This window comes from Aeromonas sp. L_1B5_3, from assembly GCF_963866575.1.
GTDB lineage: Bacteria > Pseudomonadota > Gammaproteobacteria > Enterobacterales > Aeromonadaceae > Aeromonas > Aeromonas jandaei.
Window position 1 is genome coordinate 12,993 of sequence record NZ_CAWMDN010000152.1, and the last position, 14,777, is coordinate 27,769.

General features: G+C 61.0%; 12 protein-coding genes. 5 read left to right on the forward strand and 7 right to left on the reverse strand.

Features of this window, described 5'->3' with window-relative positions; translation table 11 throughout:
• Nucleotides 1-256 precede the first annotated feature (256 nt).
• Nucleotides 257-2,692: a diguanylate cyclase domain-containing protein gene (locus AACR93_RS19925; RefSeq protein WP_043851762.1), complete on the forward strand. Its 2,436-nt coding sequence runs from the start codon at nucleotides 257-259 to the stop codon at nucleotides 2,690-2,692.
• A gap of 60 nt (nucleotides 2,693-2,752) precedes the next feature.
• Here the strand turns inward: AACR93_RS19925 and AACR93_RS19930 are convergent, their stop codons facing one another.
• From AACR93_RS19930 to AACR93_RS19950, 5 genes are read right to left on the reverse strand one after another with little or no spacing between them, the layout of a single operon-like run.
• Entirely contained in the window at nucleotides 2,753-5,950 is a 3,198-nt protein-coding gene (locus AACR93_RS19930) for an efflux RND transporter permease subunit (RefSeq protein WP_043851763.1), read from the reverse strand.
• Nucleotides 5,943-6,980 (reverse strand): efflux RND transporter periplasmic adaptor subunit, encoded by a 1,038-nt coding sequence (locus AACR93_RS19935; protein ID WP_043851764.1) that lies wholly within the window; start codon nucleotides 6,978-6,980, stop codon nucleotides 5,943-5,945. The genes AACR93_RS19930 and AACR93_RS19935 overlap by 8 nt, the downstream gene beginning before the upstream one ends.
• A gap of 36 nt (nucleotides 6,981-7,016) precedes the next feature.
• Nucleotides 7,017-7,463, reverse strand: a complete 447-nt coding sequence (locus tag AACR93_RS19940; RefSeq protein ID WP_043851765.1) for a YeeE/YedE family protein — start codon at nucleotides 7,461-7,463, stop codon at nucleotides 7,017-7,019.
• A gap of 13 nt (nucleotides 7,464-7,476) precedes the next feature.
• The gene (locus AACR93_RS19945) at nucleotides 7,477-7,890 is read right to left on the reverse strand and encodes a YeeE/YedE family protein (RefSeq protein WP_043851766.1); all 414 of its coding nucleotides are present in this window, start codon (nucleotides 7,888-7,890) and stop codon (nucleotides 7,477-7,479) included.
• Nucleotides 7,890-8,204 carry an ArsR/SmtB family transcription factor gene (locus tag AACR93_RS19950; RefSeq protein ID WP_005338008.1) on the reverse strand — a complete coding sequence of 105 codons (315 nt, stop codon included), beginning with the start codon at nucleotides 8,202-8,204 and terminating at the stop codon, nucleotides 7,890-7,892. The genes AACR93_RS19945 and AACR93_RS19950 overlap by 1 nt, the downstream gene beginning before the upstream one ends.
• Nucleotides 8,205-8,292: 88 nt before the next feature.
• On the opposite strand from AACR93_RS19950, the gene AACR93_RS19955 reads away from it, so the two are divergent.
• The 4 genes from AACR93_RS19955 (at nucleotide 8,293) to AACR93_RS19970 (ending at nucleotide 11,523) form a co-directional block, all read left to right on the forward strand.
• Nucleotides 8,293-8,478: a YgaP family membrane protein gene (locus tag AACR93_RS19955; protein WP_033136592.1), complete on the forward strand. Its 186-nt coding sequence runs from the start codon at nucleotides 8,293-8,295 to the stop codon at nucleotides 8,476-8,478.
• Between the two features lie 54 nt (nucleotides 8,479-8,532).
• Nucleotides 8,533-9,804, forward strand: coding sequence for an NAD(P)/FAD-dependent oxidoreductase (locus AACR93_RS19960; protein ID WP_043851767.1), 1,272 nt, complete (start codon nucleotides 8,533-8,535; stop codon nucleotides 9,802-9,804).
• Nucleotides 9,805-10,183: 379 nt separating this feature from the next.
• The gene (locus AACR93_RS19965; protein ID WP_042032493.1) at nucleotides 10,184-10,573 is read left to right on the forward strand and encodes a hypothetical protein; all 390 of its coding nucleotides are present in this window, start codon (nucleotides 10,184-10,186) and stop codon (nucleotides 10,571-10,573) included.
• Nucleotides 10,574-10,794: 221 nt separating this feature from the next.
• The gene (locus AACR93_RS19970) at nucleotides 10,795-11,523 is read left to right on the forward strand and encodes an MgtC/SapB family protein (RefSeq protein WP_033113492.1); all 729 of its coding nucleotides are present in this window, start codon (nucleotides 10,795-10,797) and stop codon (nucleotides 11,521-11,523) included.
• Nucleotides 11,524-11,584: 61 nt separating this feature from the next.
• On the opposite strand, the gene dnaJ is transcribed toward AACR93_RS19970, so the two are convergent.
• Together dnaJ and dnaK are read right to left on the reverse strand one after the other, a co-directional pair.
• Complete coding sequence (gene dnaJ / locus AACR93_RS19975) at nucleotides 11,585-12,727, reverse strand: molecular chaperone DnaJ (RefSeq protein WP_033113491.1); 1,143 nt, start codon at nucleotides 12,725-12,727, stop codon at nucleotides 11,585-11,587.
• Between the two features lie 101 nt (nucleotides 12,728-12,828).
• On the reverse strand, nucleotides 12,829-14,757 hold the full coding sequence (gene dnaK, locus AACR93_RS19980; RefSeq protein WP_041208341.1) for a molecular chaperone DnaK: 1,929 nt from the start codon (nucleotides 14,755-14,757) through the stop codon (nucleotides 12,829-12,831).
• Nucleotides 14,758-14,777 lie beyond the last annotated feature (20 nt).

Below are 14,777 nucleotides of genomic sequence, written 5' to 3' on the forward strand. Positions count from 1 at the left end.
GCAATTTAAACGAAGATTCGGAGGAAAAAACGGCATGATAATGGCTAAAATGCAGCCATTTTCGCAAGCCATATGACTCCGGGATGGGGCAGGCAAGTTGTGAAAACAGACTTCGCAGGCAATTAGTGTGATGAAAAACACAAAAACAAATTTTTATACCGCTACTGCCCTGCTCCGCTAGCCTTTTTCCCCTATTGCAGGTTACAAAAAATTGTTTGACTCTAGCTCTGATACCGCCTCCCGAGAGACACCCTGTATGACGGAGCTCGAACCCTCCCCACGCTGTACGCTCTGGTTCCTGCCCATGCTGGCCAGCTGGATGTTCTCTGCGCTTGCAAGCGTGCCGCTGAAGGCCGAAGAGCAAGTCACACTCCAGCTCTCCTGGCAGCATCAGTTCCAGTTTGCCGGTTACTACGCCGCCATCGCCAAGGGCTACTACCGGGAAGCCGGGCTCAACGTCTCCCTGCGCGAAGCCACCCCCCGCACCGATGTGGTCAACTCAGTGACCAGTGGCCAGGCGCAGTTTGGCATCAGCGGCAGCGACTTGCTGCTGGCCCGCGCCGCCGGCAAGCCGGTGGTGGTGCTGGCAGCCATGTTGCAGCACTCTCCCTTGCTGCTGCTGACGCTCGATCGACCCGATATCCGCAATGCCGCCGATCTCGCCGGTAAGCGGCTGATGCTGGAACCTGGCTCCGGCGAGCTGCTCACCTATCTCAGCAAACATATTCCCGCCCGAACGTGGCAGATCCACCCCTACGACAACGGCGTCGAAGCGCTGCTCTCAGGCAAGGTGGATGCCATCAGTGCCTACAGCACCACGGAGCCCTTCTACCTGCAGCAAAAGGAGATCCCCTATCGGGTCTTCAGTCCCCGCAGCGCCAGCAACGACTTTTACGCCGACAACCTCTTTACCTCCGAACGGGAGCTGGCGACCCGCCCCGGCCGGGTCTTTGCCTTTCGTCAGGCTAGCCTGCGCGGCTGGCGCTATGCCATGGATAATCCGGAGGAGATGATCGACTGGATCATGGAGCACTACCCTAGCGGGACCGGACGGGAGCAACTCACCTTTGAAGCGCGCGAGACCCGCTCGCTGATGCAGCCCGACTTTGTCGAGCCGGGATACATGCAGCCGGAGCGCTGGCAGCAGATCGCCAATATCTATCGGGAGGCGGGCCTGCTCGCCTCCGACATCAGCCTCGATCGCTTTCTCTACAATCCGGCCACAGAGCGGCTGCGCCAGCAGCGGCAGCTGCTCGACAAGAGCGTGGCCATCGCCATGCTGATCACCTTTACCCTGTTGATCCTGCTCGGCATCTTCCTACACCTTTACCTGCGTCTGCGTCAGGAGTCGCGCGACCGCCAGCGCCTCACCCGCGAGCTGGCCCAGAGCGAGCAGCACTACCGCTTCGTGGCGGAGAACAGCGCCGACGTGATCTGGACCATGGATACTGCCAGCCTGCGCTTTCGCTACATCAGCCCGGCCATTCAGCCGCTGAGCGGTTACAACGCGAGCGAGCTGTTCGCCCTGCCGTTCAAGAAGCTGCTGCCCGATGCCGCACGCATAAAACTCAAGGAGGAGATCACCGCCACCCTCGCAGCCTGGTATCGCGGTGAACATGAGCAGACTCGCAGCGTCATTCGCACCGATCTGCGCCACAAGGATGGCCATCTGGTCGCCACCGAGACCATCACCACCCTGCATGGCAACGAGCAAGGGGAACCAGAGGCCATTCTGGGGGTAACCCGCGACATCACCGAGCGGGCGGCCCGCGAGGAGATGATGCGCCGCCTCGCCTTCTACGATCCCCTGACCGGTCTACCCAACCGCCGCCTGCTGCAGCAACGGCTGAAAGAGGCGCTGGAGCACAACGCCGACCAGCCATTGGCACTGATGTTCATCGATCTCGATCACTTCAAGCCGATCAACGATACCTTCGACCACGAGACCGGCGATGTGCTGCTCAATATGGTGGCCAAGCGGATGCGCTACTGCGTGCGGGAGCATGATCTGGTGGCACGCCTTGGCGGCGACGAATTTGTTATCCTGCTGCCAGACACCAGCGATGAGGCACTGACCATCGCCGACCATCTCCATCACAGCCTGCGCCACCCCTTCAGGATGAGCGACGAGCAGGAGCTGCGCATCTCCAGCAGTATCGGGATTGCTCTCTATCCGGAGCACGGCGAGGATGCCAAAACCCTGATGCACCACGCGGATCAGGCGATGTATCAGGCGAAAAACCGCGGCCGTGGCCGGGTCTGTCTCTATACCGCCGGGCTCGACCCCGCGCAGGGCTCGCTGGTGTGGCAAGGTAGCCACGAGTGCGGCCATCCCCGTATCGATGCCGAACATCGCCAGCTCTTTGTGCTCACCAACCGGCTGCTGGAGCGGATGAAGGATCACGAGGCCCATCCCGCTCTCTATCTGGAGAGTCTGGAGAACCTGTTCGAGATGGCGCACCACCATTTCACCTTCGAGGAGAGCCTGCTGGCCGAGCTCGATTACGCCGAGCTAGAGACCCACCGTCAGGACCATCAGCAACTGCTGCAAAAAGCGGCCCAGCTGATGAACGCCGCCCGCGCAGGCACCCTCGGCAACGACGAGTTGCTCAACTTCATCATTCAGGAGCTGGTTGTCGGCCATATGAGTCAGGCTGACCGGCGCTACTTCCCGCTGCTGAAGGGACGCTGACTCAGCGCCCCGGCCACCTGAACGTGTGAAACGAGAAGGGCCACCGAGGTGGCCCTTCTGTCATTGTGCGCCCGGCTCGTTTGCCGTGATCGCGACCCCACGGCGCGACATCAGGCTGTAGTAGAGCAGCGGGATCACCACCAGAGTGAGCAAAGTAGAGACCAGGATCCCGAAAATCAGGCTGATGGCCAGCCCGTTGAAGATGGGATCATCGAGGATAAACAGGGCTCCAATCATGGCGGCCAGCGCCGTCAGCATGATGGGTTTGGCCCGCACCTGCGCCGCCGCAATCACCGCCTGCTCGAACGCCACGCCACTCGCCCGCTGCTGTTCGATAAAGTCCACCAGCAGGATGCTGTTGCGCACTATGATGCCGGCCAGCGCGATCATCCCGATCATCGAGGTAGCGGTAAACTGGGCCCCCAGCAGGGCGTGGCCCGGCATCACCCCGATGAGGGTGAGCGGAATGGGGGCCATGATGATGAGCGGCACCAGATAGGAGCGAAACTGGGCCACCACCAGCAGGTAGATGAGGATCATCCCCACCCCGTAGGCTAGCCCCATGTCGCGGAAGGTCTCGTAGGTGATCTTCCACTCCCCGTCCCACAACAGCGCCACCTCCCCCAGCTTGTCGGGCTGCTGCACGTAATATTGGGGCAGATCGATATCGGCGCCGGCGCTAAACATGCCGTAGAGCGGACTGTCGGTATGGCCGCCCATGTCGGCCACCACCATCACAATGGGCTGCATGTTCTTGTGCATGATATAGCTCGGCGCCACCTCATCACGGCGACTCACCAGCTCGGAGACCCGCACCAGCTGGCCGCTCTGGCTGCGCACCTTGAGGGCCAGCACGCCCGCCAGATCCCGTTTGTCACCGGAAGCCAGTTCGATGCGGATCGGCAACGGATACTTGGCGCCGTGCCCCTGCAGCCAGCTGGCATCCTGATAACCCACCCCGCCATTGAGGGTGTTCACCAGATCCCCGAGATCGACACCGAGCAGGGCCGCCTTGCTGCGATCCACCACCAGCCGCCACTTGGGCTGCGGGTCGGTCAGATAGATATCCACATCCACCAGATCCGCCGTGGCCACAAAACGGGCCTGTACAGCGCGAGCGGCTGCTTCGCGTGCGGCCTGAGTCGGGCCATAGATCTCGGCAACGATGGGTGACCAGACCGGCGGGCCGGGGGGCACCTCTACCACCTTGAGGTTGCCCCCTGCCGCACTGGCGATAGCCTGCAGCGGCTCCCGAACCGACTGGGCAATCTGGTGACTGCTGTGATCCCGTTCATGCTTGTCCACCAGATTGACCTGAATATCCCCCACGTTGGCGCCGCTGCGGATAAAGTAGTGGCGCACCAGCCCGTTGAAATTGATGGGGGCGGCGGTGCCGGCGTAGATCTGGTAATCCTTCACCTCGGGCACCTTGGCAAGCTCCCGCCCGACCGCCAGCAGGGTGCGCTCGGTCTGCTCCAGAGTCGCCCCCTCCGGCATATCGAGCACCAGCTGAAATTCCGACTTGTTGTCGAAGGGGAGCATCTTGAGCACCACCCACTGCACCATGGGCATGGCGGCGGCTCCCGCCACCAGCAGCAGGATGGCCAGCCAGAGTTTGCGTCTGGATTTCTTGGCACCGTCACCGATCAGGAAAGGGGTCATCAGCCGCTGGAAGAGGCCGGCCCTGGCCTCGCCGTGGGTACCGTGCACCAAATCCTTGAGCAAATGGCTCGCCAGCCAGGGGGAGAAGATAAAGGCCACCAGCAGGGAGATAAGCATCCCCATGCTGGCATTTATGGGGATGGGGCTCATGTAAGGGCCCATCAACCCGCTGACAAAGGCCATCGGCAGCAGGGCTGCGATGACGGTCAGGGTCGCCAGTATAGTCGGCCCGCCCACCTCGTCCACAGCCCCCGGAATAAGATCCTTGAGTGCCCCCTTGCCCAAACCGCGATGGCGGTGGATATTCTCCACCACGACTATGGCGTCATCCACCAAGATGCCGATGGAGAAGATCAGCGCGAACAGCGACACCCGGTTGAGGGTAAAGCCCCAGGCCCAGCTGGCAAACAGGGTCAGTGCCAGGGTGATGACGATGGCAACCCCCACCACCAGCGCCTCGCGCCACCCCATGCTCACCAGTACCAGCAGCACCACCGCCGTGGTGGCAAAAATCAGCTTGCCGATGAGGGTGTTGGATTTGGTCTCGGCAGTAACGCCGTAGTCCCGGGCCACCGTCACCTCGACCCCGGCCGGAATAAGCCGATTCTTGAGACTCTCGACCCGCGCCTCCACCCGCTTGGCCACATCAACCGCGTTCTGGCCCGGCTGCTTGCCGATGGCCAGAGTCACCGCCGGATAACTGCGATCCCCCTGCCCCATCCAGCTGCGTTTGGTCGGGGTCTCCTGACCCAGAGAGACCCTGGCCACATCCCCCAGATAGACCGGCTTGCCGTCGTGCAGCCCCACCACCAGCTCTCTAGCCTCCTGCTCGCTTTGCAGGAACTGCCCCACCTGCACCTTGATCTCACTGTTGTTCTGCTCGATAGCCTGTGTGGTGCCTACCTGATTGGCGGCCGCCAGTCGCTGGCTCAGCTCGCCCCAGCTGATGTCGTAGGCGCTGAGGGCCACCGGATCCGGCATAACCCGCAGCACGGCGCTCTGGCCGCCCAGCGTGTAGATATCGCGGGTACCGGGAATGCGCTTGAGTTCGGTCTCCAGCTCATGGGCGACCCGGGTCAGCTCGGGAGCCCCCAGTTGCTTGCTCCTCTCTTTGCTCCATAAGGTCAAACTGACGATGGGGACATCGTCGATCCCTCTCGGTTTTACCAGTGGCTGACCCACCCCCAGCCCTTGCGGCAGCCAGTCGCGGTTGGAGTCGAGCTGGTTGTTGAGATCGACGATAGCCTGCTCGCGGCTTACCCCCACCTTGAACACCACCACCAGCAGGGCACCATCGGGTTGGGAAAAAGAGTAGAGGGTATCAATGCCCTTTATCTGGGAGACCACCTGCTCGGCAGGGGTAGTGACGAGGGATTCCACCTCTGCCGGGGTGGCTCCCGGGAAGGGGATATAGACATCGGCGAAGGTGACATCGATCTGCGGCTCCTCCTCCTTGGGGGTCACCAGCACCGCAAACAGACCGAGCAGCAGCCCGACCAGCGCCAGCAGCGGGGTGATGGCCGAGCCCTGAAACAGCGCCGCTAGCCGACCGGCAGGTCCCAGCCTCTCCTTGTTGCCATTCAGCTCGCTACTCATGGGCCACCTCCTGCTGCTGCGCCCAGCCATCGGGAGCCAGCTTGTCACCGGCTTGCAGGCCGGCCAGGATCTCGCACTGTCCCTCGACGCAATGGCCGACCCGCACCGGCGTCAGGGCCCAGCCAGCAGGCTGCTGCAGATAGACGCCGTTGAACTCCCCTTGCCGCAGCAGGGCGCGATCCGGCACCTGCAACATCTGACGCTCACCCTGTTTGAGCTGCACCTTGAGCCACATGCCGGGCAACACGCCAGCAGTTTGCGGCGGCAAGTCGAGGCGCAACCTGAAGGCGTGGCTCTGGCTGTCGGCATAGTTGAAGCGGGTCAATTTGACCGGGGTAACGGCCCTGCCATCCGGCAGCAGCACTTGCACATACGCAGGCTCACGAGCCAGCGTCAGGGCGGATTGGGGCAACTCCACCTCCACCCGCAGTGTGTCTAGAGAGAAGCCGGAGAGCAGCGGGGTACCGGGGGCGACAGTCTCCCCCAGCTCTACCAGCCTCTTGGTCACCACTCCGGCGTAGGGAGCCAGAATGCGGGTATAACCGTAGGCCTCGCGGGCCTGAGTGAGGGCCGCATCGGCCGCATTGACCTCGGCGCGGGCGGCGCGATCAGTCGCCTGGGCATTGTCGAGCTGGGCGCGGGTAATCACCCCTTTGGCAATCAGCGCCTGAAAGCGGGCAAGCTGGCGCTCTGCCTCCACCTGCTGGGCCTTGGCTCTGGCAAGCCGCGCCTCAGCACCGGAAACGGCGGCAAACTGCTCCTTGCCGCTGATCTCGAGCAGCGGTTGCCCCGCCTGCACCTGATCGTTCACGTCCACCAGCATGCGGGAGACCCGGCCGCTGGTCTGGGCCGCCACCGTCCCCTGATGGATGGCACTGACAGTGCCATCCAGCGTCAGCCAGTCGGCCACCTGACGGGGAACCAGAGTCAGGGTGGCATCACCATTCGCCTCGGCAGAGCATGTCATCGGAGAGACAAGAGCGGAGGTCACGGCCAGCATGGCGGCCCCCAGCAAGCGGATCTGTTCCATGATATTCCTCCTTCCCCGACACCAGGGGCAATCCATTCAGGCAGAGCGGGGGTGGCAGCGCTTCTCCTGCACCTTCACCAAGACCCGATCAACAAGCAAAATCCCGGCCACCATGGCCGCAATAAACAACAGTATCATGGGCTGGCCGCTGGAAATGAGACTCAAGGCAGGCCCCGGGCAGATACCCACCAATCCCCAGCCGATGCCAAACAGCGCGGCCCCACCGATCAGACGACGATCCAGCTTTGGGGCAGGTACGGCCGCGATGGACTCGCCCAACACACTCTGACGACGAGGTTTCACCAGCAGAAAGTAACCCGGCATAAAGACCAGCAGGGCGCCCCCCATCACGAAGGCGAGGCTGGGATCCCAGGCACCAGCCAGATCGAGAAAACCGGTGACCCGGGCGGGATCCACCATGCCGGAGATGGCCATCCCCAGCCCGAACAGCAGGCCCGCAAACAAACTTGTCAGCAACTTCATGGCAATAAGCCCCTTACAGCAGATGGTGAGTGACAAAGACGGTGATAAAGCCAACCGCCATAAAGGTCAGGGTGGCGACAATGGAGCGCGGGGAGAGCCGCCCCATGCCACAGATGCCGTGGCCACTGGTGCAGCCATTGCCAAGACGGGTACCGATGCCAACCAGCAGACCGGCCAGCAGCACAACGGGCCAGCCGGGCAAGGTGGTGAATGCGGGCATACTGGCCCAACCCAGAGTCAGCGCCAACCAGGCGCCCGCCCCCAGCCCCAGCAGAAACAGCACCCGCCAGGGCGCACGGTGTTGCAGCGCACCGGCCAGAATGCCGCTGATCCCGGCAACTCGGCCGTTGAACAACATCAGGATCAGGGCTGACAGCCCCGCCAGCATGCCGCCGCCCAAAGAGAGTAGCCATTGGCTTTCCATCATCAAGATTCCTTATTTTCTGAGTGACAAAAATGGGTTTGCAGCGCCCCCAGCACATCGGCGGCCGCCTCGCTCACCAGCGAGTAGTAGATCTGCTGGGAGACCTTGCGCGAACGGATCAGGCCGTAGCGCTTCAATACCGAAAGTTGCTGGGAGAAGGCTGACTGCCCGAGTTGGCTATGGGCCAGCAGCTCTCCGACCCCCTTCTCCCCCTCCACCAGCTGGCAGAGCACCATCAGGCGTTCAGGGTGAGCCAACGCCTTGAGCAGGGAGGCGGCGGCTGTCGCGTGTCTGTTCATCTCGTCGAATTGGCTCATAGAAGTAAATTAGCAATTGCTGATATTTGTTCTATTGTATAAAACAACACTAAATTAGCAATATCTAAAATAGATAGGAAGAAAGGCTATGACAGTAGATAACGGAGTCAGAATCGTCGCGGGTTGCATGTTGCTGCTCTCTTTGATCCTTACCACCTGGGTTCATCCGGGTTTTGTCTGGTTGAGCGCCTTTGTCGGGGTCAACCTGATCCAGAGCGCCTTCACCGGTTTCTGCCCGGCAGCGATGATCCTCAAAAGGATGGGATTGAAATAACCGGGTCGGATGACCCTGCTCACATGAGCGTGTAATAAACGCAGGAGGCTGAACATGGCAACGGTAATCGTCATAGGCGCGGGTCTGGGGGGCATGTCCGCCGCCTACGAACTCAAGGCCGAACTGGGCAAGCAGCATGAGGTGATCCTCATCAACGACAAGCCGGACTTTGAATTCACCCCATCCAATCCGTGGATTGCCGTCCAGTGGCGGGAGCGCAAGGAGACCTCGATCCCCATCGAACCCCATGTGAAGAAAAAGGGAATCCACTTTATTCATGCGGCCTTGACAGGATTGCAACCTGGCGAACAGCAGATTGCCCTCTCCGATGGCCAGACCCTGAGTTACGACTTTCTGGTGCTCTGCACCGGCCCGGCGCTCGCCTTTGACGAAGTACCGGGGGCAGGCCCCGAATCGGGCGGCACCGCCAGCGTCTGCACCCTCTCCCACGCCGAAGAGTGCCGTCACAGCGTCAGCTCACTGGTCGATGAGCCCGGCTCGGTGATTGTCGGCGCCATGCCGGGGGCCTCCTGCTTTGGCCCGGCCTACGAGTACGCCTTCATCCTCGATCGCCACCTGCGCGACAAAAAGGTGAGAAAAAATGTGCCCATGACCTTTGTCACCAGCGAGCCCTACATCGGCCATCTGGGTCTGAACGGCGTAGGCGACTCCAAGGGAATGCTGGAGAGCGAATTGCGGATGCGCGATGTGCAGTGGATCTGCAATGCCCGCACCGTGGCAGCAAAGGATGGCAAGATGACGGTGGAGGAGCTGGACGATGAGGGCAACATCAAGCGCACCCACACTCTGCCCTACAAACACGCCATGATGCTGCCCGCCTTTGTCGGCATTGCGCCGCTGCGAGGCATCGAGGGGCTGGTCAATCCCCGCGGTTTTGTCATCGTCGACGAACACCAGCGCAATCCCGCCTTCCCGCAGATTTACGCCGCCGGGGTCTGCATCGCCATCCCGCCCCAGCATAAAACCCCGGTGCCAACCGGCGTACCCAAGACTGGCTACATGATTGAGGCGATGGTTCGCACCCTTAGCCACAACATCAAGGCGGAGCTCAGTGGCCAGCCGCCGGTGACCAAGGCGGTGTGGAATGCCATCTGTCTGGCGGACATGGGGGACACCGGCGCCGCCTTCGTCGCAATGCCGCAGATCCCGCCGCGCAACGTCGCCTGGTTCAAGAAAGGGAAGTGGGTCCATCTGGCCAAGATCGCCTTCGAGAAATACTTCCTGCACAAAATGCAGGTGGGCGATACCGAGCCCATCTATGAAAAACTGATGCTCAAATACCTTGGCATCGACAAGACGGAGTAAGCCGCAAAGGGCGGCCCTGCCAACCTCGCAGGGCCGTCAAGCGGTCGCGGCGAAGTGAGAGCTCAAATTTGTTTCAGGATGTTTCCGCCACTGGCTCGGGGTTTACCCTCTGCGTCAGCTCGGCTATCATTCGAGCCTCTTATCAATAGCGGAGACCATCAGTGGGCAACTCATCAAGTGACAGTTGTAGACCGGCCCTGTCAGCCGGTACCAAGGTCGCGAGCTAGCCGCAGGTCTTTCTCTGCCGCATGCTCGCAGCCCTGCGAGAAGCGGAAATCCACTCCCCTCTTCTCTTTTTACACTTGACGTCTGGCGACCATTGGCCAAAAGCCGTGGCCGTCATGCCTGCATAGTTTCTGCTTCCCACAAGGAGGCTGCTATGCGTTTTGTATCAACCAAGTCCGTTGCCAATCCGATGATGGCAACACAGGCTCATCCCCTGCTGAGCAAGCTGGGCCGTGGCTGGCTGCCACTCTGGCTGCGCGGCAAACAGCGCCAGCACCACTACCGGCTGCAGATCCGTTGCGAGGATCGCGCCGATATGGAGCAGGTGCTGGAGATGGTGAACCACACGCTGCAACCTGCCGGCCTGCAGCCCATGCAGTCGATGCGGCCGGGACGCAGCGGGGGCCGGGAGCTGGTGCTCAATGTGCACTGCACACCGCCCCAGCGCCGCTATCTGGTGCAGTTTGTCCATCAGGTGGGCGTTGCACACCCGGTGCGCTGGGAGTTGCGGCCACGCAGTGATGGCAATCCCCAGCTCAACTGAGCCAACCCGTTAACCTCGGGGCTTGCCAGCCCCGTTCAATCCGAGTGAAAAAGTGCCTGCTTCTCCGTGCAAACGGGAGAGGCAGGCCCATTTGACGTGCGTGCTCATCCCCTTTGTGATGGCTTTCACCACGCGCGTCCACTCATCTGCCCGGGTTATGCCAGCACCATCTGACAGCCCGCTCATCCCGAAGGCCATCGGCAACCAAGAAGGAACAGGCCATGAAAATGTGGCAACAACTTGATCTGATCTCCCTGATCGATACCCTCGCCAGCCTGCTGCTGGCATTCGTACTGGGGGCGCTGGTCGGGCTGGAGCGTCAGTACCGCCAGCGTACCGCCGGCCTGCGTACCAACGTGCTGGTCGCCGTGGGCGCCGCGCTGTTTGTCAATCTGGCCCAGCGTATCTATGACCTCCATGGCGGCAGCTACAGCGTAGTGCACGTGGTGGCCTATATCGTCTCCGGCATCGGCTTTCTCGGCGCCGGTGTCATCATGCGCGAGTCGGGCAATATCCGCGGCATCAACACCGCCGCCACCCTCTGGGGGGTGGCCGCCGTCGGTGCCGCCTGTGGTGCCGGTCTCGCCATAGAAGCGATTCTGGGCGCCCTGTTCGTGCTCGCCGCCAATACCCTGCTGCGGCCGCTGGTCAATCAGATCAACCGGCGTCCGGTAGATAATCTCGACACCGAGGTGACCTACAAGGTGACGGCGCTCACTCCGCGCGAGCACCAGAAAGAGGTGCTGCACTGGCTCGAAGAGATGCTGGAGCAGGCCAACTACCCCCTGAGCGAGCTCGACATCGAGCCCTTTGGCGAACGGGATCTGGAGATCTCGGCGGTGCTGCTCGCCACCTCTATCGATGGCGACGAGCTCGACGCACTGATGGGCAAACTGGGTATTCATCCCCATATCAAGCAGGTGTTCTGGCGCGCCAGCACCACGGATTGACCGCAAAAAACCAAAAAAAGAGCCGGCACAAGGCCGGCTCTTTTTATTCGGGTCGCTGAAATCAGCTGGTCAGATCGTCGAAGAAGCGTTTCACCCCTTCGAAAAAGCCTTCCGATTTCGGCTTGTGGGTTTTGGCAGCGGCACCGCTGAACGACTCATCCAGCTGGCGCAGCAGCTCTTTCTGCTGCTCGGTGAGGTTGACCGGGGTCTCGATCACTACCTTGCACATCAGATCCCCCACCTGACCGGAGCGCACGGACTTCACGCCCTTGCCACGCATGCGGAACATCTTGCCGGTCTGGGTCTCCGGAGTGACCTTGAGCTTGACCCGGCCATCCAGTGTCGGCACTTCGATCTCGCCGCCCAAAGCCGCAGCGGTGAAGCTGATGGGCACTTCGCAGTAGAGGTTGTTGCCGTCACGCACGAAGATCTCGTGCTCTTTGACGTGCACCTGTACGTAAAGATCCCCTGCCGGAGCTCCCGCTTCCCCCGCTTCCCCTTCGCCGGAAAGACGGATGCGATCGCCGGTATCGACACCTGCCGGGATCTTGACCGACAGGGTCTTGGTACGCTGGTAGCGACCTTCACCGTGGCACTTGCGGCACGGATCCTTGATGATCTTGCCGCGACCGTGACAGTGTGGGCACGCCTGCTGCACCGCGAAGAAGCCCTGACGCATCTGTACCTGGCCGGAGCCGTGGCAGGTCGGGCAGGTCTGGGCGCTGCTGCCGGTATGGGCTCCGGAGCCGTTACAGACTTCACAGTGAACCAGAGTTGGCACCTTGATCTCCTTGGAGACCCCGCGTACCGCCTCTTCCAGCGTCAGCTCCATGGTATAGCGCAGGTCGGAACCACGGGCCGGGCCACGACGGCCACCGCCACGGCTGCCACCGAAGATGTCACCGAACACATCGCCAAAGATGTCGCCAAAGTCGGCACCACCGCCGAAACCACCGTGGCCACCGCCACCCTGGCTCGGGTCGACACCAGCATGACCGTACTGGTCATAACGGGCGCGCAGGTTGGCATCGGTCAGGATCTCGTAGGCTTCCTTGACCTCTTTGAACTTCTCTTCGGCACCGGCATCGCCCTGATTGCGGTCAGGGTGATACTTCATGGCCAGACGCTTGTACGCCTTCTTGATCTCGCGCTCGTCGGCATCTTTCGATACCCCCAGCACCTCGTAGAAATCGCGCTTCGACATACTCATCCTGTGGTTACGCAGACGGGCGTTGGTCACCCAACGCCCGTGAATTCATAAACTAAACCGATGGGCGAAGCCTGCTTCGCCCATCTGGGTCGGGCTTACTTCTTGTCGTCTTTCACTTCTTCGAACTCGGCGTCGACTACGTCGTCGTCAGCCTTGGCAGAAGAGGAGGACTGACCGGCGTCAGCACCGGCGGCACCTTGTGCCTGAGCCTGCTGCTGGGCAATCTCCATCAGCTTCTGGGACGCTTCCAGCAGAGCCTGCTGTTTGGCTTCGATGGCAGCCTTGTCGTCACCTTTGATGGCGGTTTCCAGCTCGCTCAGAGCGGCTTCGATCTTGGTCTTGTCGTCGGCAGGCAGGGCTTCACCGGCTTCGGTGATCTGCTTGCGTACAGAGTGGACCAGACCATCAGCCTGGTTGCGGGCATGCACCAGCTCTTCGAACTTCTTGTCCTCGGCCGCGTTGGCTTCGGCTTCGCGTACCATGCGCTCGATCTCGTCATCAGACAGACCAGAGGAGGCCTGGATGGTGATCTTCTGCTCTTTGTTGGTCTCTTTGTCTTTCGCAGAGACGTGCAGGATACCGTTGGCATCGATGTCGAAGGTCACTTCGATCTGCGGCAGACCGCGCGGTGCCGGACGGATGCCTTCCAGGTTGAACTGGCCCAGAGACTTGTTGTCGCTGGCGCGCTTGCGCTCACCCTGCAGCACGTGAATGGTCACGGCAGACTGGTTGTCTTCGGCAGTGGAGAACACCTGGGACTTCTTGGTCGGAATAGTGGTGTTCTTCTCGATCAGCGCAGTCATCACGCTGCCCATGGTTTCGATACCCAGAGAGAGCGGGGTAACGTCCAGCAGCAGAACGTCGGTCTTGTCACCGGACAGTACGGCCCCCTGGATGGCAGCACCCATGGCCACGGCTTCGTCCGGGTTGACGTCTTTACGCGGCTCTTTGCCAAAGAACTCGGCAACGGTCTTCTGAACCAGCGGCATACGGGTCTGACCACCAACCAGGATCACGTCGTCGATCTCGCCAACTGCCAGACCGGAGTCTTTCAGGGCGACACGAACCGGCTCCAGAGAGTCTTTCACCATGTCTTCTACCAGGGATTCCAGCTTGGCGCGGGTCACCTTGATGTTCATGTGCTTCGGACCGGTGGCATCGGCAGTGATGTACGGCAGGTTGACGTCGGTCTGCTGGGCAGAAGAGAGCTCGATCTTGGCTTTCTCGGCGGCATCTTTCAGACGCTGCAGAGCCAGCTGGTCGTTGCGCAGGTCGATGCCCTGCTCACGCTTGAACTCATCTACCAGATAGTTGATGACGCGGTTGTCGAAGTCTTCACCACCCAGGTGGGTGTTACCGTTGGTCGCCAGTACTTCGAAGGTGGTTTCGCCTTCAACTTCGTCGATCTCGATGATGGAGATATCGAAAGTACCGCCACCCAGGTCATATACGGCAACCTTGCGCTCGCCCTTGACCTTGTTCACGCCGTAAGCGAAAGCTGCTGCAGTCGGTTCGTTGATGATGCGCTTAACATCCAGACCGGCGATGCGACCGGCATCCTTGGTAGCCTGACGCTGGGCGTCGTTGAAGTAGGCCGGAACAGTGATAACTGCTTCGGTTACCGGCTCGCCCAGGTAGTCTTCGGCGGTCTTTTTCATCTTTTTCAGCACTTCGGCAGAGATCTGCGGCGGTGCCATTTTCTTGCCCTTCACCTCAACCCAGGCGTCACCGTTGTCGGCCTTGGCGATGGCGTACGGCATGATCTTCAGGTCACGCTGTACTTCGTCATCTTCAAAACGACGGCCGATCAGACGCTTGATGGCGAACAGGGTGTTTTTCGGGTTGGTGATGGCCTGACGCTTGGCCGGCTGACCAACCAGGATCTCGCCATCATCGGCATAGGCAATGATGGACGGAGTAGTACGATCGCCTTCTGCGTTCTCGATCACGCGAGCAGTGTCGCCGTCCAGAATGGCAACGCAGGAGTTGGTAGTACCCAGGTCAATACCGATGATTTTACCCATTTGAGAAATCTCCAAATACT